The sequence below is a fragment of the Neptunicoccus cionae genome (genome assembly GCF_014643735.1).
Taxonomy (GTDB): Bacteria; Pseudomonadota; Alphaproteobacteria; order Rhodobacterales; family Rhodobacteraceae; genus Amylibacter; species Amylibacter cionae.
The window spans coordinates 393,092-412,219 of sequence record NZ_BMKA01000003.1 but is presented as its reverse complement, the minus strand read 5'-3'; the positions used below and the strand labels follow the sequence as shown (position 1 = coordinate 412,219).

The following is a 19,128-nucleotide window of genomic DNA, read 5'->3' as shown; positions in this document are numbered from 1 at the left end:
CCGGTATGAAACAGAAAAGGCCCGCGACTATGCCTGAAAAGAGCACGCGGGCCTTTGGCTATTCGGCAAGCTTTTATCTGAACAAACCCTTGCGACGGGCGTTGCTGGCTGCGAGCCTTACGCCAAGGCTCGGCTGGCCTCGCAAAGGGGGAGAGGTGCTGGTCTGGGGGCGCAAACCTGTGTCTCGCCGCGGGATGCAGATTGCCCGATCAAGCGGCGCAGCTGTGGTCACGGTCGAAGATGGTTTCCTGCGTTCGTTGCGCACTGGACGGCAGGGGGAACCGCCACGATCCCTGGTGATAGACCGCAAAGGTATCTACTTTGAAACCTCAGCCCCGAATGATTTGCGCGATATTCTTCGCGCAGGCCCCGTGCTTTCAGACGATCAACGGAAAGTGGCGCTAGCGGGGATTGCTTGTCTGCGTGACACTCATCTGTCTAAATACAACGCCTTCACGCTGGAACCGCCGGAATTGCCTGACCCTTTCGTGCTGGTTGTGGACCAAACCTACGAGGATGCTTCTATTGCGGGGGCGGGTGCGAATGAGGACACATTTGCGCAGATGTTGCAAGCGGCCCTTGATGAACATCCGGACGCTAAAATTGTAATCAAAACACACCCTGAAACCCGCGCTGGGCAGCGGAGGGGGTATTTCTCGGCGGCAAATGTGTCTGACAGGGTGCTGCTTTTGGATGCGCCTGTGTCTCCGTGGCATGTAATGGAACGGGCGCGGGCCGTTTATTGTGTATCTTCGCAAATTGGGATGGAGGCGGTTTTTGCAGGCCATCGCCCTGTCGTGTTTGGCAACGCCTATTACTGCGGAATGGACCTGACCGAGGACCGTCATCCACAGGTAGAGCCGCTGGGCCATCGCAGTGCGGCGCAGCTGTTCCACGCCGTCTATCACGACTATAGCCGTTGGGTCGATCCGGTCGCAGGGGAAGCGACGGATTTTGTGGCGACAGCGCGCCACCTGTCTGCTGCGGCGGATTTCGGGCGTAACAACAGCGGGTTCAAGGTGTTTGTCGGAATGCGTTTATGGAAGCGTGGCTTCTTGCGGCGATACTTTCAACAGGACGGACCGGCGCCGGTTTTTCTGGACGATCCGGTAAAGGCGGCCCGTTTGGCTGGCGAAAAATCTGGCACGGTTTATGTCTGGTCGGGCAAGGAAACGCCTGCCTTGGCACAGGCGTGCAGGGCTGCTGGCGTACCGCTTGTACGGGTGGAAGACGGGTTCTTACGGTCCAGCGGGCTCGGCGCGGCACTGGTTGAACCTGTATCGCTCGCCTTGGATGATCTTGGGATTTATTACGATCCCACGCGCGAGAGCCGGCTGGAAACGATAATCTCTCAAAACGCTGATTTACCTATACAAAAACGCATCAGAGCGCGAGAATTGGTAGAGCGGATTAACGCCCTAGGCCTGTCCAAATATAACCTTTCGGGGGGGAACCTGCCAAAGCTGCCGCAAGATCGCCATCTGGTGTTGGTGCCCGGGCAGGTGGAAGACGACCAGTCGATCCTGAAGGGCTGTACAGACGTTCGAACAAACCTTGGCCTGCTTCGTGCCGCGCGCGAAAGATTTCCTGACAGCTTCATCATTTTTAAACCTCATCCTGATGTAATGGCGGGGCTGCGCGATGGTGGCGCGGCGATTGACAGTTTCGCGGACGCTGCCGATCTGGTTGTGGAACAGGCCGATATTGCTCTCCTGTTGGGGCAGGTGGATTGCGTGGCGACCATGACCTCTCTCACGGGGTTTGAGGCGCTTTTGCGGGGCAAGCAGGTGGTGTGCTTTGGTGCGCCGTTTTACGCGGGCTGGAACCTGACCGAGGATCTCGGGCAGGTTCCGGAACGCCGGAATGCGACCGTCTCGCTTGAGGGGTTGGTCCACGCTGCGCTGGTGGACTACCCGACCTATTGGGATCCGTCAGGCAAGGGGGCGGCGGGTAGGGGTGTTTGCGCTGTGGAAACCATCCTGACCCGCTTTGCAACGGGGACGGTTAACACTCGGGGGGCCGGTGGGATCAGGCTGTTGGCCAAGCTGCAAGGGCTGTTTGCCAGCTACGCCCATTTGTGGCGCTAAACGTGACGCGCGGCTCAGGGCTGTACGGGCGACCAGATTGTCAAAACGTCCGGTCCAAGGGTCGTGATGGATTTGCGGGTGAACCGTGGTGCATCCCCAAGCGCCTCAACCCCGAAAGCGCCAAGATTGGGCAGCCCATCCGCCCCAATCGCAACGCCAGCGGAAAATAACGCCAGCTCATCCACGAGACCGGCCTGCAACAAAGACGCCGCAACCTGCCCGCCGCCTTCGACAAAAAGGCGGGTAATGCCTTGGTCCGCGAGGGTTTTCAAGACGTCGGAAATATCAAGCCGTCCATCAACAGTCGCGGCGCAAGTCAGGGGACGCGCTCCTATATCAGTCCAGTGGTCGGGGGAACCAGGGGCGCCTGTGTGGCAAATCCATAGCGGAATATCCTGCGCCGTACTGGCGAGCCGTCCAGTCGCCGCCAAAGAAAGCTTGCTGTCCAGCACCACCCGCACTGGAGAGCGATGAGCCAGCCCGAGATCACGCACCGAAAGGTCCGGATCGTCCTGCGCCACGGTATTGCGCCCGACGAGGATCGCATCGTGGCGCGCGCGCATCAAATGCACTGCCCGCCGCGCCATTGGTCCGGTAATCCAGCGGCTGTCACCTGTACGCGTCGCAATTCGCCCGTCCAGACTGCTGGCAAGCTTCAGGGTAACACTGGGGCGTCCTTTGGTGATGCGGCTGAAAAAGCCAATATGGTCCCTGTCAGCCTGATCCTTTAGGACATTATATGTCACCTCAATTCCAGCCTGTTTAAGGATTTCGAAACCTTTGCCAGATACTCGGGTGTCAGGATCTTGCGTTGCGCAGACCACGCGGCGTATCCCCGCCTGTACCAGCGCTTCGGAACAGGGGCCGGTTTTGCCGTGATGGGCGCATGGCTCCAACGTGACATAGGCTGTGGCCCCATGTGCCTGACTGCCCGCTTGCGTCAGGGCGTGAACTTCTGCGTGGGGACGGCCGCCCGGTTGAGTCCAACCCCGTGCAATCACACGGTTGTCCTTAACCAGCACGCAGCCCACAGCAGGGTTCGGCCAGACATTACCAAGCCCGCGCTGGCCCAATGTCAGGGCCATCTGCATAAACCGTGCGTCCATAAAGACTGTTGTCACTTCGCCTCATCCGGCGCGGTGGGGGGGCGCAATTGCTGGACAAAATCCTCAAAGTCGTCGGCGGCTTGGAAGTTCTTGTAAACACTGGCAAAACGAACGTAGGCCACCGTATCTATCCGCGCGAGCGTATCCATCACGATTTCACCGATCCCGTCGGATGCCACATCGCTTTCGCCCATGCTTTCAAGACGCCGCACGATGCCGGAAATCATCTGATCCACCCGTTCGGGATCTACGGGGCGCTTTTGCATTGCCATCCGGATGGAGCGTTCAAGCTTGTCGCGATCAAAGTCCTCGCGCTTGCCATTCTTCTTAACGACCACAAGGTCGCGCAACTGCACGCGTTCATAGGTGGTAAATCGCCCCCCGCAGGACGGGCAAAACCGCCGGCGCCGGATGGCCACGTGGTCTTCGGCGGGACGACTGTCCTTCACCTGTGTGTCGGTATTGCCGCAAAAGGGACATCTCATGAACCTGTACCTCAATTTTGTTTTTTAAGATTATAACAATCTTCAATCGTTTGGGTAGGAAAAATCCTCATCCCCAAGATACTGTGCCGGTTTCGCTATCTTGTGTGGCTTTGGTTGACCGTGCTGATTGAATGCGGGTAGTTTCGCGCGAATGAACGGTTGGGGCCTGATATGCTGGATAAAATAATAAACTGGGTCGGGAAGCGGGCTTTCGGGTTGGTCACTGTGCTGGCGCTGATTGTGGCGGGAAACGTGATCTGGCAGATTTACCTGCACAAGACGACGCCGCTTTTGGCGTGGAAGGGCGGCGGTTTTGGCATGTACACCGAACCCCACGCCGAAGATCGTGGCGTCTGGTTGCGCCTAACGGGGGCAAGCGGAGCGGAAGCACTGGTGCAGCTGTGGCCGGAAACAGCGGCTTTTGCCAGTTGGCGGGACACAGCCGGTGTGCGGGGCGGCGCCTATCTTAACGGGCTGACCCGCAGTGCAGAGCGTCTTCGGTTTTATCCCCGCGATCGTGTCGGTGATCCGTTTATTTCCCGTCTGTCCCGCGTGCGCTGGCCGCAAACTCTGATTAACACAGTGACGCCCAGTGACGGGAACGTCTTTGCACCATCTACGATTTCTCTGGAAGTTTATGAGAATCGTTACAATCAAACCGAGGCTACAGTCGCGCGCAGCCTTGTTTACCAACGCACAGGTGGGGAGACCGGCCAATGATACCGTTCCGAGAGCGCCCCTTGATCCAGCCCGTCGCACGGTTTGTGAGCGATGAACATATTCGCACGCTACTGATCCTGTTTTCCGCAATCGTTTTCGTTTTCTTTACCACTAAGGACTATATTCCATTTGCGGCGCGGCTGGTGGTCCCCTTCCTGCTGATCCTCTTGATGACAGCGGTGCAGGTAAAGCAGCGTGTGGTTTTGCTGTTCTGCATCGTGCTCGGCTTGGGGCTGAACGTCTGGGCAAATTACTATGTGATCGCAAATCATGGGTTTATGATCACTTATATAGGTATCGCGTTAATGATCGCGTGTGCATCAGGTGCGCAGGCGTCGTCGGTTATCGCGCGCGCTGCGGTTTTGCTGATCAGCATCTTGATGGGATTGGCATTGATCCAGAAACTGGTTTCGCCCCACTATATGAGCGGGGCGCTCGTTGGCGGGTATCTGGCCAATGGGTATATGTTCAAAACGTTGATTTCGCTATTTTATTCCAACTGGCCGGAAGTGGTGCAACAAAACCTGATGGCGCAGAAAGCTTTGCTGTCGCTGCCCCCAGGGCAGGGAAGTGGAGTGCCGCTAACCATTCCGCCATTTGTGCAACTTCTGGCTATTGTTCTGACCTATGCGGCCCTGTTTTCGCAGGTGGCAATCGAGGCTTGTGTCTTGCTGCGTTCGCGCATGGGGATATGGACCCACTACGCTGTGCTGCTTTTCGTGTTGATCATCTATTCGACCCGAAACGAAAACGTGTTTCTGTCGATGAATCTGATCTTGGGCTATGCGATGACTGACGAGCACACCAAAAAGGCGCGCTTGTGGTATGTGATCGGTATTGCCTATCTGCTTATTATGGAGATGATGGGATTGCGCCCCGGTATCTTTGGCTAACGGGAAAGCCATTGCTTTTGTTGTATAAATTCAGCATGATTACCATATGCGCAATCTCTTGATCCTGTTTCTTCTAGCGGCTTGTGGCCGTCCCATGACCGATAGTGAAAAGGCGTTTGCAGCGCAGTTTCATGGGCCGGATCTGAATGTGTTGAGAGTGCGTTTGGTGGATAACGCGCCAGTGCGATCCTACACACTGCGCGCGCCCAAACGCCCGAGGCTGACCTGCACAGAGCGGGTATTCCCCCCTCCCAAGACCGAAATTGTAACCGGTGCGCCATCCGCAGTGACGCTGTTTAACCGAATCTTTGTAAATCCGGACTATTACTTAGAGAGTTACGCAACGGAGTATCCGGACCGCCTGCATCTCTATCAAGCCATGTTTCTCGCGCATGAGCTGACCCACGTCTGGCAATGGCAAAACAGAAAGGAAACCGGCTATCACCCGTTGAAAGCAGCGCAGGAGCATCAGACTAAGGCGGACCCCTATCTGATTGATCCGGACAGCAACGGGGATTTCCTGTCCTATGGCTATGAACAGCAAGGCCGCATCGTAGAGGAGTACCTCTGCTGCTCTGTGTTGGACCCGACAGCACCCCGTACAGAGCGGCTGCATGACATGCTAACCCCTCATTTCCCTTTGCATCAGCTGCCGGTGCGAGAGGTTGTCGTGGGCTGGGGAGATGTGCAGGTAGAGGGGATTTGCCGTTAGGGGGGCCGGTGCACCATTAATGCTGAAAGAATGACCGCGCGCGCCTAGGCCGCGCTATGGAGGCGTCGCTTGCAACGCAATAACATTGGTCATCGTCTGTGTATCGCGAGAGCATGTGTAACGCGGGAAATCGCTGCACAACAAGGCTTGATAGACCCGACGTGTTTGGGATCGGCCGGTCGTCCGGCCAATCCCCATAGAACTTACTGATCCAAGAAGCTCCGCAGCTTGCGGCTGCGGCTTGGGTGTTTCAGTTTGCGCAGCGCTTTGGCTTCGATCTGGCGAATCCGTTCGCGGGTCACGCTGAACTGCTGGCCGACTTCTTCCAACGTGTGATCCGTGTTCATGCCAATGCCGAACCGCATCCGCAGAACCCTTTCTTCCCGCGGGGTGAGGGAAGCGAGCACCCGTGTCGTGGTTTCCTTCAGGTTGCCCTGAATGGCGGAGTCCAGTGGCAGGATCGCGTTCTTGTCTTCGATGAAGTCGCCAAGCTGGCTGTCTTCCTCATCCCCGATCGGGGTTTCCAGAGAGATCGGCTCTTTGGCGATTTTCATCACCTTGCGCACTTTCTCAAGCGGCATTTGCAGCTTCTCTGCGAGTTCTTCCGGTGTCGGTTCCCGCCCGATTTCGTGCAGCATCTGACGGCCAGTCCGCACCAGTTTGTTGATCGTTTCGATCATATGGACCGGAATACGAATGGTGCGCGCCTGATCGGCAATGGAGCGTGTGATCGCCTGACGGATCCACCAGGTCGCATAGGTCGAGAATTTATAGCCGCGACGGTATTCGAATTTATCCACCGCCTTCATCAGGCCGATGTTACCTTCCTGAATGAGATCAAGGAATTGCAGGCCACGGTTGGTGTATTTCTTAGCGATCGAGATAACCAGCCGCAGGTTGGCTTCGACCATCTCTTTCTTGGCGAGGCGGGCTTCTTTTTCACCCTTTTGTACCTGATTCACAATGCGGCGGAATTCGGTGATGTCCACGCCCACGTATTGGCCCACTTGTGCCATTTCGTTGCGGATATCCTCGGCTTTATCGCGGAAGCGTTCGATGAACTGGCTCCAACCGCGTCCGTCCCGTTCGGCGATATTGTCGAGCCACATCGGATCCAGTTCCTGCCCGCGGTAAGCGTCAATAAATTCGCGGCGGTTGATGCGGGATTGGTCGGCCAGTTTGACCATGCCGGAATCCAGCGACATGATTTTGCGGTTGATGCCGTAAAGCTGGTCGATCAGTGCTTCGATCCGGTTGTTGTGCAGGTGCATCGCGTTGACCTGCTCCACAAGGGAGGAGCGCAGTTTTTGGTAGGCTTTTTCTTCGGTGGCAGAGTAGCTTTCGTCTTCGTTCAGCGTTGCCGAGATACGCACATCCTGCATGGCTGCCAGCGCTTCGTAGTCGTGGGCGATCTTTTCGAGCGTTTCCAAAACCTGTGGTTTCAGTGCGGCTTCCATTGCGGCCAGTGACATGTTGGCGGCTTCGTCTTCATCGTCGTCATCATCATCGGACTGGATCGGATTGCCGTCTGCATCGACCTCTTGGGTCTTTTCAGCCGCAGTTGGGGCCGCCGGTGCGCCGGGTGCTGCGGGTTTGAGCCCTTCAACGACGCTCTCTACGCCGTCTTCTTCCATCGTGTTGCCGAAAGTGGTTTCTAGATCGATCACATCGCGCAGCAGGATGTCTTCTTCGAGAAGTTCCTCGCGCCAGATGGTGATCGCCTGAAAGGTCAGGGGGCTTTCGCACAGGCCGGCAATCATGGTGTTGCGACCAGCTTCGATCCGCTTGGCGATGGCGATTTCGCCTTCGCGGCTCAGCAGTTCGACAGACCCCATTTCGCGCAGATACATGCGCACGGGATCGTCGGTGCGATCCAGTGTTTCCTTGCCGGTTTCTGCCAGCGCCACTTCTTTGGCAGAGGTATCGACAACGGCGACTTCTTTGGAGCTGTCGTCTTCGAGTTCTTCTTCTTCAATGATGTTGATGCCCATTTCGGACAGCATGGACATCACGTCTTCGATTTGTTCAGAAGAAACCTGATCCGGTGGCAGCACCTGGTTCAGTTCGTCGTAAGTGATATAGCCGCGCGCACGGGCGCCCGAGATCATCTTTTTGACCGCGGCTTGGCTCATGTCATTCATCGGGCCTGCGTTTTCAGGATCGTCGGTTTTCGCCGCGTCGTTGTCTTTCGCTGCCATGTTAGCCTCCAAAATATCATGTGCCGTTGGCCTTTGGCCTATTTCGGCTGAGTGTTCAACCGAATACGGCGAATCACTTTGCTGGTTTCGAATCAATAGAACGAATCGATGATTCGCAATGGTTCTACTGCTTTTTCTTTACCCAAACCTGATCATCGATCAGTTTTTGTAGCTGTTGTGACAAATTTTCACGATCTTCGGACTGTCCGGCGCCGGGGTTCACACTGGCTTTGGTTGCCATATCGCGTTCGGACGAGGCTTGTTGAATGCGCCAGGTCAGGCCTTCGTCGGCCAGTCCTTCGAGATCTCTTTCGGCTTCCAGCAATTCTAATTCCGCGCCTTTGTTGGCAGCATGTTTAGCGAGTTCTTCGCTTAGGGTCAGTGCAATCAATTCGGGGTCCGTGTCAGGTTTCAGGTGCGGGTGTATGCGCACGGGGGGCAGGGCGAGCAGATGGGCCATCGGGTCAAAGCCAAGCCGCCCCGTCATTGCCGAAATCAGTTTCCCCGATGCATCCTCCCCAGATAGGTCCAAATGCAGCGATGCCAAGAGGGCCGATTGGATTTTAATTAAATCAGGGGCGGCGATGGGGCATTTTTCCAATGCGGTTTCCCGTTCCAGCGCGGCATCGGGATTGCGAATCGCAGCGGCGAGAATCATCGATTCGCGCAGGCGGGAGGGTTCAAAGGGTGAATCTTTCTGCGCAAGGAGCGAGGTTTTGGTGCCCGCTGTGGCAGTTTGGGGAGGGCGGTAGCCGAACTTGCCCTTGCCTTTACCACCCTTACCAAAAGATGGCTGCCACGGCGTATCGGCGCGATTTTTTGGCGCGAAAAGCTCGGCGCGTAACTCTTTGATGGCCGCTGTGTAATGGGTGCGCAAGGACGGGTCCTGAATCGCCGCAAGGGCCGTGCGCAAACTTGCATCCAAAGCGGCGCGGCGTTCGGGGCTGTCAAAAACCTTGCCTTCGATCTCTCGTTCCCAAAGCAGCGTGACCATCGGTTGCGCTTTGTCGAGCAACGCTTGCATCGCGGCGGGACCGGCAGCTTTGAGCAGGTCGTCAGGGTCCTGTCCTTCGGGCAGCACAACGAAACGCAGGGATTTGCCCGCTTCCAAAAGGGGGAGGGCCAGATCAATCAAGCGGCGCGCGGCGCGGATGCCGGCAGTGTCACCATCAAGGGCGATCACGGGCTCGGGGCACATGCGCCACATCAGTTGCAACTGCGGTTCGGTGATGGCGGTGCCAAGGGGCGCAACGGCGTGGTCGAACCCTGCTTGCGCCAGCGCGATCACGTCCATATAGCCTTCGGCGACGATCAGGCTTTGGGTTTTGCCTGCGGCCTCGCGGGCGGGGCCGTGGTTATAAAGGCTGCGGCCTTTGTCAAAGAGCGGTGTTTCGGGGCTGTTAAGGTATTTTGCCCGCGCATTCGGGTCCATCGCGCGACCGCCAAAGGCGATGCAGCGGCCCCTAGCGTCGCGGATCGGAAAGATGATGCGGCCACGGAAACGGTCAAACGGGGTGCCACCGTCGCCCGGTTTGACACAGAGTCCGGCCTCGTCGAGGTCGGCGGGGCTGATGCCTTTGCCAGTAAGGTATTGGAACAATGCCGCGCGGGTGTCGCTGGCGTAACCGATTTCAAACCGTTCCTGAATGGCCATCGGCATGCCGCGCCCGTCGAGGTAGTCCCGCGCTGCGGCGGCCTGTCCGGTCTTAAGCTGCATCCGGTAGAATTGCAGTGCCTGTTCCATAATGTCGGCAAGCACCGTGCGGCGGTCTGCCTTCTTCTGCGCAACAGGATCGCGCTTTGGCACCGGCATTCCAGCTTCGCGGGCGAGGATTTCGACGGCTTCCATAAAACCGACGTTTTCAGTTTCACGCACAAACGTCAGCGCATCCCCTTTGGCGTGGCAGCCAAAGCAATAGTAAAAACCTTTCCTGTCATCCACATGAAAAGACGCGGTTTTTTCCTGATGAAAGGGGCAGGGGGACCAGTAATCGCCCTTGCCGATGTTGGATTTGCGTGTGTCCCACGTGACTTTGCGGCCCACCACTTGTGCGATGGACAGGCGGGTGCGCAATTCGTCGAGGAAACCGTCTGGCAGGCTCATGGGTGTAATATGCTGTCGATTGGGGGCTGCGGCAAGGTGCGGAATTTGGATATTTGAACCAAAAAGAGGGTCATGAGCCGGGTTTAATCTGAACGGTCTGGCGCAGGGCGCCGGTGGTGCGGTCAAAGATCAGGATGGTATTTTGCGCGGTCACGATCGCATACCAGTCGCCGCCTTGGGTGAAGGCAGTGGCATTTGTGCCATCGGGCAGGGTGATGCTGTCGGGCATGGCAAGGCCACTGTCTGTTGAGAAACGCATGACAAGCACCGCGAAGATGGCTAGAAGCCCGAGGATCATGGTTGCGGTCAGGATCGTAACCAGCCTTCTCAGGAACCGCAAATTCGCGGGCTCCTCTATTTGGGACTCATTTTGATCCATGTCTGACACGTTGCAAACCCTTGTTCTGATCCTTGGCGACACGCCGCCTGCACGCCTTGATAAGGCACTGGCTGCAGTAGTTCCAGAGGAAGAGAGCCTTAGCCGCTCGCGGATTGGTAAATTGATTGAAGCCGGGGCAGTATCCCGTGTGGCGGATGGTGTGCCGGTGACTGTGCTTAAGACGCAAGGCCAACCCCAAGAAGAATGGCAAGTTGTGGTTCCCCCAGCGGAAACGCTGGAAACTGTGGCGCAGGATATTCCGATTGATGTGGTCTACGAGGATGATCACCTGATCGTGGTGAACAAGCCTGCGGGCATGGTTGTGCATCCGGCACCGGGGTCCGAGGATGGTACGCTGGTGAATGCGCTGCTGCATCATTGCGCGGACAGCCTGTCAGGGATTGGCGGAGCGAAACGGCCTGGAATTGTGCATCGGATCGACAAGGATACCAGCGGTATTCTGGTGGTGGCGAAAAGCGACGTGGCCCATCAGGGGCTGGCGGCGCAATTTGCCGACCATTCGATCAACCGGCGTTATACGGCCTTTTGTATCGGCGTACCATCTGCAGCCGACCCGCGGTTGCGCGGTCTGCCCGGTGTCGGGTTTGAACAGGGCGGCGTGCTACGGGTGGCCACCAATATCGAGCGGCATAAGACCGACCGCAAGCGTATGGCCGTTGCTGCGAATTCGGGGCGTCATGCGATCACTCGAGCATCCGTGATTGAGAGTTTCGCAGATCGTGCCGCGCGCGTGGAATGCTGGTTGGAAACAGGGCGCACCCATCAAATCCGTGTGCATCTGTCCCACATCGGTCATGGGCTGATCGGTGATCCGGTTTATGGGACGCGGCGCAAGGTAAAGACCGCCGGGCTTGGCGCTGAAGATGTGGCTTTGATCAGCGGGTTTCCGCGTCAGGCGCTCCATGCGGCAAAACTCGGGTTTGTCCATCCGGTGTCTGAGGACTACGTTGAATTTGAAGCAGCGCTGCCAGCGGACCTTCAGGCCCTTGATCGTGCATTGCGTGCATTGGGGTAGGCGCGATGTGGGTGACGTATTCTTCACAATTACTTGAGGAATACTCTATATCCAACGAATGTGGTCGGGATTGGAGGCTCTCTGTCTTGAAAACCGACCTGCGGGTGCCTAATTGTCCTGTGGTACCGCCTGTTGCGGGCTGTCAAAGGAGCCGAGTTCATGAGTTATTCCAATCTTCCAGCGCCAAGTCCCGAACAAGGGTTAAGCCGCTACATGCAGGAAATCCGCAAGTTTCCCATGCTGGAGCCGGATGAGGAATACATGCTGGGCAAAGCTTGGATTGACCATGAAGATACCGAGGCGGCGCACAAGCTGGTGACCAGTCACCTGCGGCTCGCTGCGAAAATTGCGATGGGGTATCGGGGGTACGGGTTGCCTACGGCCGAAGTGATCTCTGAGGCCAATGTCGGGCTGATGCAGGCGGTGAAGCGGTTTGAGCCGGACAAGGGTTTTCGTCTGGCCACCTATGCCATGTGGTGGATCCGCGCGAGCATTCAGGAATACATCCTGCGCAGCTGGTCTTTGGTTAAAATGGGCACGACAAGTGCGCAAAAGAAGCTGTTTTTCAATCTGCGTAAAGCCAAGAACCGGATCGGTGCATTGGAAGAGGGCGATTTGCGCCCCGAGAACGTTAAGCGGATCGCCAATGATCTGAACGTCACCGAGGACGAGGTTATTTCTATGAACCGGCGGATGTCTGGGGGCGATGCGTCGCTGAACGCGCGGGTTGGTGGTGAGGAAGGTGATAGCGCTGCGGAATGGCAGGATTGGCTTGAAGATGAGACAGCGGATCAGGCGGACAGCTATGCGGAGAGCGACGAACTGAAGGCGCGACGTGCGCTGATGCTGGAGTCGATGGATGTGCTGAACGATCGTGAAAAGGATATTCTGATGCAGCGCAAGTTGCAGGACAGTCCGACCACGCTGGAGGATCTGAGCGGGGAATATGGGGTCAGCCGTGAACGTATTCGCCAGATTGAGGTGCGTGCGTTTGAGAAACTTCAGGAAAAAATGCGCGATCTTGCGGCTGAGAAAGGCATGATGGCGAAGGCGAATTGAAGTCTCTTTGCCGATCTGCTCCATCGTTAACCAAAGAAAACCCGCACAGGGCAGGGTAGCGCGGTTTGTAACCGGTAGCAGCATCTATGAAATGTGCCTGTCGGGCAGTTTGCACCGCCCGACAGATGTTCGGCCTTAGCCGAAGAATTTGAAGTCTTTTCCACCGAAATCGTCGATCGTGGTGTTTTCGATCAGGACCAATGCGGCATCCAGTTCGATTTGAACGTCGCTGCCGATTTCTGTCATTGCGTCTTTGGCTGCGGTGAAGTCCTCAAACACTTTGTAGAACTTCAGTTTGTCTGTGCGATGTTCGAAATCCGTGATCGTGATGTCGAACGTGTCGGTGTGGAAGTTGAATTTATCCTTCCCGCCCCCGCCGGTTACAGAGTGCGTCCCTGCAAGGATGTCGAATTTATCCTTGCCGTTACCACCATCGGCAGTATCGGATCCGCGGCGCAGTTGGATTTTGTCGTTGCCACCGCCACCGTAGTAGAAATCGTCACCCCAATCATCTTGGAACCTATCGCGGCCGGCGCCACCATAAAGAACGTCATTGCCCATGTCGCCGTTCAGAACGTCTCTGCCGCCGCCGCCGTAGATAACGTCGTCACCACCGATGCCAGCGATGTCATCGTTGCCATCTTCACCATAGATAGTCTCGGTACCTTGAGATCCCCTGATGTTGTCACCGAATTCAGTGCCGATCACGGCTTCAATATTGGCGAATGTGTCGCCTTTGCCAACGCCTGATGAGGAGCCGGACGAAGAGAACATGCTGAGCGTCACGCTGGCTGTTGCATTTGCATAAGACATGGTGTCATAGCCGTCGCCGCCATCATGGAAATCTACACCGGTGCCAAAGAAGAATGTGTCGTCTCCGTCGCCGCCTTCGTAGTAATCGTCCCCGGCGCTGCCGGAAAACGTATCGTCGTCCAATCCGCCATAAAGGCTGTCATCGCCGCCGCCACCGTCCAGTAGGTCATTGCCATCATCGCCGTAGATAATATCCACATTGGCACCGCCGTAAAGCGCGTCAGCGCCCGAACCGCCCTCGATAAAGTCGTCACCGCCGCCGCCGTAAGCTTCGTCAGCACCATTGTCACCGGAAATCTCGTCAGCGCCCGCGCCGCCTTCGATGTAGTCGGCACCAAGGCCGGCACTGATTACGTCTGCGCCGTCTCCGCCGTAGATGGAGTCATTGCCATCCGCACCGTCAATGCTATCCGCGCCGCCCAGGCCGTTAATTACGTCGTCGCCGCTGGTCCCTGTGAGGGTATCGGCAGTTTCTCCACCATTAATTGTCATTTGTGTGTTCCTCGTCCTAAATTCCACAAAAAGTGTTTGCTTCGATCCTGATCACTGATTCACATCGACCGAATTACGAAGAGGTTAACAATCAATTTGTGGTGAAATTGAGATGCCCCCAAATAGCCTCATTTGCCGCTATAGACGCGACTTTTGGGTCTCAGTTCTCCCTCGCCGGACGCGCTTTGGGAGAAGATCGGGCAGAAATGCAACGGAATTTAGGTAGGGCAGGTAGGATTGCGGCGCGATTGTGGCGTGCGGTGTGCCGCTAGGATTCGCGAAACTTTAGGTGGAGTGGGTCTAAACCGTTAAAAGTCCGATTCGCGCTTGCAGGAGCGCGTTTAAGTCTCCGGCGGGTCGAAATAGCGTAAACCGGCGCCCACAGGGCAGGGCGCCGGTTGAATTGAAGAGGCGTTTTGCGCGTGAAGTTACTCTTCCATCGCTTCCAGTTCGTCGATCATGGAACTGATCAGGGACAGGCCCTTGTCCCAGAATTTCGGATCGCTGGCATCCAACCCGAAGGGGGCCAGAAGTTCTTTGTGATGTTTGGACCCACCCGCCCGCAGCATTTCGAAGTATTTCTCCTGAAAGCCCGGCTCGCCTTCTTCGTAAACTGCGTAAAGCGCGTTCACCAGACCGTCGCCGAACGCATAGGCGTAGACGTAGAAAGGGGAGTGGATGAAGTGGGGGATGTAGGACCAGAAGGTTTCATAGCCGTCCATGAAGTTGAATACCGGACCCAAGCTTTCGCCCTGCACCGACATCCAGATTTCGTTGATCTGATCGGGTGTCAGTTCGCCTTCTGCGCGGGCGGCGTGGAGCTTGCATTCAAAGTCGTAGAACGCGATCTGGCGGACCACGGTGTTGATCATGTCCTCAACTTTGCCTGCCAGCAGACGTTTGCGCGCCGCCTGATCGGGGGCAGCGTCCAACAGCGTACGGAAGGTCAGCATCTCGCCAAAGACGGAGGCTGTTTCTGCCAGCGTCAGCGGCGTAGACGACAGCATTTCGCCCTGATCCGCCGCAAGGACCTGATGCACCCCGTGGCCGAGTTCATGGGCCAGCGTCATCACATCGCGCTGTTTGCCAAGGTAGTTCAGCATCACATAGGGGTGGGCGTCCGTCACGGTCGGGTGCGCAAAGGCGCCCGGTGCTTTACCCGGTTTAACGGCAGCGTCGATCCAGCCTTGGGTGAAGAACGGTTCGGCCAGTTCGGCCATTTTGGGGGAGAAGGCGGCATATGCGTCGGTGACGGTCTTGCGGGCCTCATCCCAGTGAATGGTGGCTTCATCGTTGCCGGGCAGCGGGGCATTGCGGTCCCACATTTCCAGCTTTTCCAGCCCCATCCATTTCGCCTTAAGCGCATAGTACCGGTGGGAGAGTTTCGGGTAGGCAGCAACGACAGCATCGCGCAGCGCCTGAACCACCTCGGGTTCCACATCATTGGCCAGATGGCGCGAGGCTTGCGGGGTGGGCAGGCTGCGCCAGCGGTCCTCAACTTCTTTTTCTTTGGCAAGCGTGTTGGTGATCCGCGCAAACAGGGTAATGTTTTCGCCCAGTGTCTTGGCAAAAGCCTCGGCAGCTTTCTGACGGGTGGCGCGATCCGGATCGGACAGCAGGTTTGCGGTCGCTTCAAGGTTAAGCAGTTCGCCGTCCACATCAAATTCCAACGCGGCGCAGGTTTCATCAAACAGGCGGTTCCAAGCGGTGGCGCCAACAACGGATTGGTCGTGCAGGAACTTTTCCAGTTCGTCCGACAGTTGGTAGGGCTTCATCGCCCGCATCCGGTCGAGCACGGGTTGGTAACGGGCCAGATCGGCGTTGTCGGACAGCATATTGTTCAGCACATCGTCGGGGATGCGGTTCATTTCCAGAGAGAAGAACACCAGCGGTGTGGACAGATCGGTGATCTTGCCCTGCATATCCGAAATAAATTTCGCACGGTCCGGATCGGTCGTGACCTGATAGTAACGCAGCCCCGCAAAGGACATGATCCGGCCTGATACCGATTGGATTTTCTCGTAACGCTGGATGCAGTTCAGCATCTCTGCCGCGCTGAGCCCTGCGAGTTTTCCTTCGTAATCCGCTGCGAAGGCGGCGCATTCTTTGGTCAGGAACTCCAAATCGCGGGCCAGTTCGGGGCTGTCCTCGGCGGGGTAAAGATGGGTCAGATCCCATTCCGGCAAATCCCCCAGCGTGGCACCCCCTGTTGCGTCGCGGTGGTCTTTGGGCAGGTCGGGGGCGGTGGGTCTGAACATATATAAAGCTCCGGTAAAGATTTCGTTGCAAAAGACTTAGGGTGTCGGGCGGCGAAGTGAAAGGGGCGATCATTAAGCCGTGACACCCTACATGGTGGTCGCGCTGTTTTTGCCGTGGGTAAAAGGGCGCGTGGCGTCCTGCATTTCCTTGATCGCTGCGATGGTTTGGGCATTGTCCGCCTGAAATGCCGCAAGATCGGGGTAGTTGCGATATCCCGCCGCAAAGCGCTGTTCAGCCGTGGGCACGCTGTTGGCGGCGTCCGGCAGGTGGGTGGCCAGTGCTGCACGTGCCGTGCGCAATCGTCCCACAGCTTGCAGGGCTTGTGTATAAGGGACAGCGCCGTCTTTCACAGCGGCGAGCAGTTCGCACCCGAAGGTACGGCAAATCTTGGGGCGGATATCGTAAACGGTGCAGGTTTCACAGAAGTAAGGGCAGGGCAGGGCAAAGCCGCGCTGGTTTCGGGCGAAGCTTTCTTCCATATCCGGCAGGATGCCTTCGCCGTCGGCCAGTTTTGCCTGCACAAACAAGCTGCCGTCACAACAGGCACCGCAGGCTTTGCACAGGTCTTCGTCCCAGATTTCCACCTCGGCCATGACCACCCCCGAATTGAACTGTGCTTACAGTTCTATGGTGTTTTGCGGGTTGGTCAAAGGCGTTTCACGGGGTGCCTCCGGTTCCTCTTTTTCGGGCAGCGGGGTCTTGCGCCGGATCAGAATATCGCCGTTCTCCAGAACTTCGGGGGCGTGATAGGTGCTCATCTCGCCCAAACGCTCTGCAAGGTCCTCCATCGCAGGGCCAAGTTCGTCGAGTTTGGGGCCAAGCTCATCCACCCAGCCTTTGAGCATGGATTGGGCATCATCGGACAATTGCTCAAACCGTTTAAACAGTTCAGAGGAGTCCTCTTCCTGTTGCGCGGCGACGGGGGTGGCCAAGGCCAGAGCGAGTATCAGCGGGGCAAAATGTTTCATGACCCTAATATAGGACTGTTTCGCAAAAAGTTCAGCACTTGGTCGATAAATCCAGATCAATCGTTACCGGAAAATGGTCCGAAGCTGTCAGAAGGGCAGCGCAGAAGTCCCTGTCGCGGAAGCATTCGGGGGTGTCGAACGGGTGCCAGATTTTCCAGTCGGGCGCAGCCCTGCGGCGCAGATCCGGTGAGATCATGATATAATCGAGCAGGGCATTCAGATAGGTTTTGGTGGTGTGATTAAAGAAACGCGCCGTGGTGGGGGCGGGACTGCGGGGCGATAGTTTGGCCAGCGCGTGGGGATCATAAAGCATCCGGTCATCAGAATTATTCGCGCCCAGCACGACCTCTACACCGGATTGGCCAAACAGGCGTTCGTATTCATCAAGCCCCGGACCGTCGTTGAAATCCCCCATCACCAGCAGGTCTTCTCCGGCGGTGAGGTGGTTTTCCACCCGTTGGCGCAACCAGATGCACTGGGCCAGTTGCTTGCGCCGGTTGGCAATGGAAATCCGCACTTCCTGCTGGCGATTGCGCGCGCCGTGGGGGGCTTTGGATTTGGCGTGCACACCGATAAACCGCAGTGGCGCACCTCCCTTAGGCGAAACGAGCAACTCCAGCGGCGGTTTGGAGAACGTCACTGTGTCTGGCTGGTTGTCTACATCCAGATCAATCTTGAACACACTGTCAAAGCGGGGGGCTGTGCGGGACCCGTCGGGGCTGCTTTCATCGCCTTGGGGATCATGGGCCACCTGCATCTTTGTCGGATCATAAAGGAAAGCGATTTCCTGCTGGGTATCGTTTTCAAAGCCGACAATGGCCGTGTTCTGGCGCAAACCGAAGTGCGCTGCGAAATTTTCTAATGCAGCTTTGGCGGATTGGCTGTTGCCGGAATTTGGCGCTTCGATCACCATGATCCCGTCAGCGTCGAGTTGTTGAAAAACCGCGCCAAGGGCGGCAATCTGCTGGTTCTTCGTCACGTCATAACGGCCCGACCAGCTGTCATTCTGTATCAGGTTGTTTTGCTGGTCAAACAGGCTGGCAAACCATTCGACGTTATAGGTGGCGATGCGCATCAGTGGGGCCGCTGTTTCATGAAGCGTGCCGTTGTGACAGGGTTTCCCATGCCTCGTTCACGGCGATCATGTGTTTGGTGGCAAGGGTGATGGCTTCTTCGGGCAGGCCGCGGGCCATTAGGCGGTCAGGATGGGTGTCGCGCACTTTGGCACGCCATGCCTGACGGATTTCATCCAGTGGAGTGTCCGGTGTTACGCCAAGCACATCGTAGGCATCCGGTGCGGCATCGGGGACAAAGCGCTTGTGCAGGCTGTCAAAGCAACGCTCGCTCAGCCCGAAAATGCGCGCGACTTCGTGGATGAATTCGCTTTCGGATGGGTGGTATTCGCCGTCGGCCATGGCAATGTAGAAAAGGCCCTCCACGAGGTTTTCCAGCACATCGCTTTCGTCGCGGAACATTTTCGCGATGGTGCCTGCGTAGGATTCGTATCCGGCCACATCCTGACGGGCGAGATTGAAGACGCGGGCGGCTTGGGGTTCGTCCTCTTTGGAGATCTGAAAGACCTGCCTGAAGGCGGCGACTTCGTCCCGTGTGACCAGACCGTCGGCCTTGGCCATTTTCGCCCCGAGCGCGATCACCGCAATGGTAAACGCGATCGAACGTTCGGGGGGCGTGCGGAGTTTTTCCAGCACCTGCGCAAGGCTTTCGCCTTTGGTGAGGGCAGAGAGAGCCTCGGCGATGCGGGTCCAGATTGACATGGGCCGTCCTTATTCCTGCGTTGTTCCTGCGTTTGCCTGTTC

At 57.0% G+C, this 19,128-nt stretch carries 17 protein-coding genes; 6 read left to right on the top strand and 11 right to left on the bottom strand.

All coding sequences use genetic code 11. The features are described from left to right. Nucleotides 1-29: 29 nt before the first annotated feature. Nucleotides 30-2,087, top strand: a complete 2,058-nt coding sequence (locus IEX10_RS12880) for a capsule polysaccharide biogenesis protein (RefSeq protein WP_229678542.1) — start codon at nt 30-32, stop codon at nt 2,085-2,087. 14 nt (nt 2,088-2,101) lie between these two features. On the opposite strand, the gene ribD is transcribed toward IEX10_RS12880, so the two are convergent. After that, nucleotides 2,102-3,178 carry a bifunctional diaminohydroxyphosphoribosylaminopyrimidine deaminase/5-amino-6-(5-phosphoribosylamino)uracil reductase RibD gene (gene ribD / locus IEX10_RS12875; RefSeq protein ID WP_188676449.1) on the bottom strand — a complete coding sequence of 359 codons (1,077 nt, stop codon included), beginning with the start codon at nt 3,176-3,178 and terminating at the stop codon, nt 2,102-2,104. Nucleotides 3,179-3,204: 26 nt separating this feature from the next. Next, nucleotides 3,205-3,678, bottom strand: a complete 474-nt coding sequence (nrdR, locus tag IEX10_RS12870) for a transcriptional regulator NrdR (protein WP_188675906.1) — start codon at nt 3,676-3,678, stop codon at nt 3,205-3,207. A 171-nt stretch (nt 3,679-3,849) separates the two neighbouring features. Between nrdR and IEX10_RS12865 the strand changes: the two genes are divergently transcribed. From IEX10_RS12865 to IEX10_RS12855, 3 genes are all read left to right on the top strand, one after another. After that, the gene (locus IEX10_RS12865; protein ID WP_188675904.1) at nt 3,850-4,398 is read left to right on the top strand and encodes a hypothetical protein; all 549 of its coding nucleotides are present in this window, start codon (nt 3,850-3,852) and stop codon (nt 4,396-4,398) included. Continuing rightward, a complete protein-coding gene (locus tag IEX10_RS12860; RefSeq protein WP_188675901.1) occupies nt 4,395-5,291 on the top strand; it encodes a hypothetical protein in 897 nt (298 codons plus the stop codon). The genes IEX10_RS12865 and IEX10_RS12860 overlap by 4 nt, the downstream gene beginning before the upstream one ends. A 94-nt stretch (nt 5,292-5,385) precedes the next feature. Next, a complete protein-coding gene (locus tag IEX10_RS12855; RefSeq protein ID WP_229678541.1) occupies nt 5,386-6,003 on the top strand; it encodes a hypothetical protein in 618 nt (205 codons plus the stop codon). A gap of 203 nt (nt 6,004-6,206) precedes the next feature. Here the strand turns inward: IEX10_RS12855 and rpoD are convergent, their stop codons facing one another. From rpoD to IEX10_RS12840, 3 genes are all read right to left on the bottom strand, one after another. Then, nucleotides 6,207-8,201 (bottom strand): RNA polymerase sigma factor RpoD, encoded by a 1,995-nt coding sequence (rpoD, locus tag IEX10_RS12850; protein ID WP_188675898.1) that lies wholly within the window; start codon nt 8,199-8,201, stop codon nt 6,207-6,209. A 124-nt stretch (nt 8,202-8,325) separates the two neighbouring features. Then, entirely contained in the window at nt 8,326-10,305 is a 1,980-nt protein-coding gene (dnaG, locus tag IEX10_RS12845) for a DNA primase (RefSeq protein WP_188675896.1), read from the bottom strand. A 70-nt stretch (nt 10,306-10,375) separates the two neighbouring features. Next, nucleotides 10,376-10,684: a DUF6476 family protein gene (locus IEX10_RS12840; RefSeq protein WP_188675895.1), complete on the bottom strand. Its 309-nt coding sequence runs from the start codon at nt 10,682-10,684 to the stop codon at nt 10,376-10,378. Here IEX10_RS12840 and IEX10_RS12835 point away from each other — a divergent pair. Together IEX10_RS12835 and rpoH are read left to right on the top strand one after the other, a co-directional pair. Then, entirely contained in the window at nt 10,683-11,720 is a 1,038-nt protein-coding gene (locus tag IEX10_RS12835) for an RluA family pseudouridine synthase (protein ID WP_188675894.1), read from the top strand. The genes IEX10_RS12840 and IEX10_RS12835 overlap by 2 nt on opposite strands. A 159-nt stretch (nt 11,721-11,879) precedes the next feature. After that, a complete protein-coding gene (gene rpoH, locus IEX10_RS12830) occupies nt 11,880-12,779 on the top strand; it encodes an RNA polymerase sigma factor RpoH (protein WP_188675892.1) in 900 nt (299 codons plus the stop codon). 135 nt (nt 12,780-12,914) lie between these two features. Here rpoH and IEX10_RS12825 read toward each other — a convergent pair whose 3' ends face one another. From IEX10_RS12825 to IEX10_RS12800, 6 genes are all read right to left on the bottom strand, one after another. Then, nucleotides 12,915-14,084, bottom strand: coding sequence for a calcium-binding protein (locus IEX10_RS12825; protein ID WP_188675890.1), 1,170 nt, complete (start codon nt 14,082-14,084; stop codon nt 12,915-12,917). Nucleotides 14,085-14,512: 428 nt separating this feature from the next. Continuing rightward, nucleotides 14,513-16,342: a M3 family oligoendopeptidase gene (locus IEX10_RS12820; protein ID WP_188675888.1), complete on the bottom strand. Its 1,830-nt coding sequence runs from the start codon at nt 16,340-16,342 to the stop codon at nt 14,513-14,515. 87 nt (nt 16,343-16,429) lie between these two features. Next, the gene (locus tag IEX10_RS12815; protein ID WP_188675886.1) at nt 16,430-16,936 is read right to left on the bottom strand and encodes a YkgJ family cysteine cluster protein; all 507 of its coding nucleotides are present in this window, start codon (nt 16,934-16,936) and stop codon (nt 16,430-16,432) included. 24 nt (nt 16,937-16,960) lie between these two features. Further along, nucleotides 16,961-17,311: a hypothetical protein gene (locus IEX10_RS12810; protein WP_188675884.1), complete on the bottom strand. Its 351-nt coding sequence runs from the start codon at nt 17,309-17,311 to the stop codon at nt 16,961-16,963. 31 nt (nt 17,312-17,342) lie between these two features. Next, nucleotides 17,343-18,386 (bottom strand): endonuclease/exonuclease/phosphatase family protein, encoded by a 1,044-nt coding sequence (locus tag IEX10_RS12805; protein ID WP_188675880.1) that lies wholly within the window; start codon nt 18,384-18,386, stop codon nt 17,343-17,345. A gap of 16 nt (nt 18,387-18,402) precedes the next feature. Next, a complete protein-coding gene (locus IEX10_RS12800) occupies nt 18,403-19,086 on the bottom strand; it encodes a molecular chaperone DjiA (protein WP_188675877.1) in 684 nt (227 codons plus the stop codon). Between the last annotated feature and the right edge of the window lie 42 nt (nt 19,087-19,128).

Bases quoted from the DNA above. Each gene is read 5' to 3' on its own strand.
- IEX10_RS12880 (WP_229678542.1), top strand. From the start codon at position 30: ATGCCTGAAAAGAGCACGCGGGCCTTTGGCTATTCGGCAAGCTTTTAT.
- ribD (WP_188676449.1), bottom strand. From the start codon at position 3,178: ATGCAGATGGCCCTGACATTGGGCCAGCGCGGGCTTGGTAATGTCTGG.
- nrdR (WP_188675906.1), bottom strand. From the start codon at position 3,678: ATGAGATGTCCCTTTTGCGGCAATACCGACACACAGGTGAAGGACAGT.
- IEX10_RS12865 (WP_188675904.1), top strand. From the start codon at position 3,850: ATGCTGGATAAAATAATAAACTGGGTCGGGAAGCGGGCTTTCGGGTTG.
- IEX10_RS12860 (WP_188675901.1), top strand. From the start codon at position 4,395: ATGATACCGTTCCGAGAGCGCCCCTTGATCCAGCCCGTCGCACGGTTT.
- IEX10_RS12855 (WP_229678541.1), top strand. From the start codon at position 5,386: ATGACCGATAGTGAAAAGGCGTTTGCAGCGCAGTTTCATGGGCCGGAT.
- rpoD (WP_188675898.1), bottom strand. From the start codon at position 8,201: ATGGCAGCGAAAGACAACGACGCGGCGAAAACCGACGATCCTGAAAAC.
- dnaG (WP_188675896.1), bottom strand. From the start codon at position 10,305: ATGAGCCTGCCAGACGGTTTCCTCGACGAATTGCGCACCCGCCTGTCC.
- IEX10_RS12835 (WP_188675894.1), top strand. From the start codon at position 10,683: ATGTCTGACACGTTGCAAACCCTTGTTCTGATCCTTGGCGACACGCCG.
- IEX10_RS12840 (WP_188675895.1), bottom strand. From the start codon at position 10,684: ATGGATCAAAATGAGTCCCAAATAGAGGAGCCCGCGAATTTGCGGTTC.
- rpoH (WP_188675892.1), top strand. From the start codon at position 11,880: ATGAGTTATTCCAATCTTCCAGCGCCAAGTCCCGAACAAGGGTTAAGC.
- IEX10_RS12825 (WP_188675890.1), bottom strand. From the start codon at position 14,084: ATGACAATTAATGGTGGAGAAACTGCCGATACCCTCACAGGGACCAGC.
- IEX10_RS12820 (WP_188675888.1), bottom strand. From the start codon at position 16,342: ATGTTCAGACCCACCGCCCCCGACCTGCCCAAAGACCACCGCGACGCA.
- IEX10_RS12815 (WP_188675886.1), bottom strand. From the start codon at position 16,936: ATGGCCGAGGTGGAAATCTGGGACGAAGACCTGTGCAAAGCCTGCGGT.
- IEX10_RS12810 (WP_188675884.1), bottom strand. From the start codon at position 17,311: ATGAAACATTTTGCCCCGCTGATACTCGCTCTGGCCTTGGCCACCCCC.
- IEX10_RS12805 (WP_188675880.1), bottom strand. From the start codon at position 18,386: ATGCGCATCGCCACCTATAACGTCGAATGGTTTGCCAGCCTGTTTGAC.
- IEX10_RS12800 (WP_188675877.1), bottom strand. From the start codon at position 19,086: ATGTCAATCTGGACCCGCATCGCCGAGGCTCTCTCTGCCCTCACCAAA.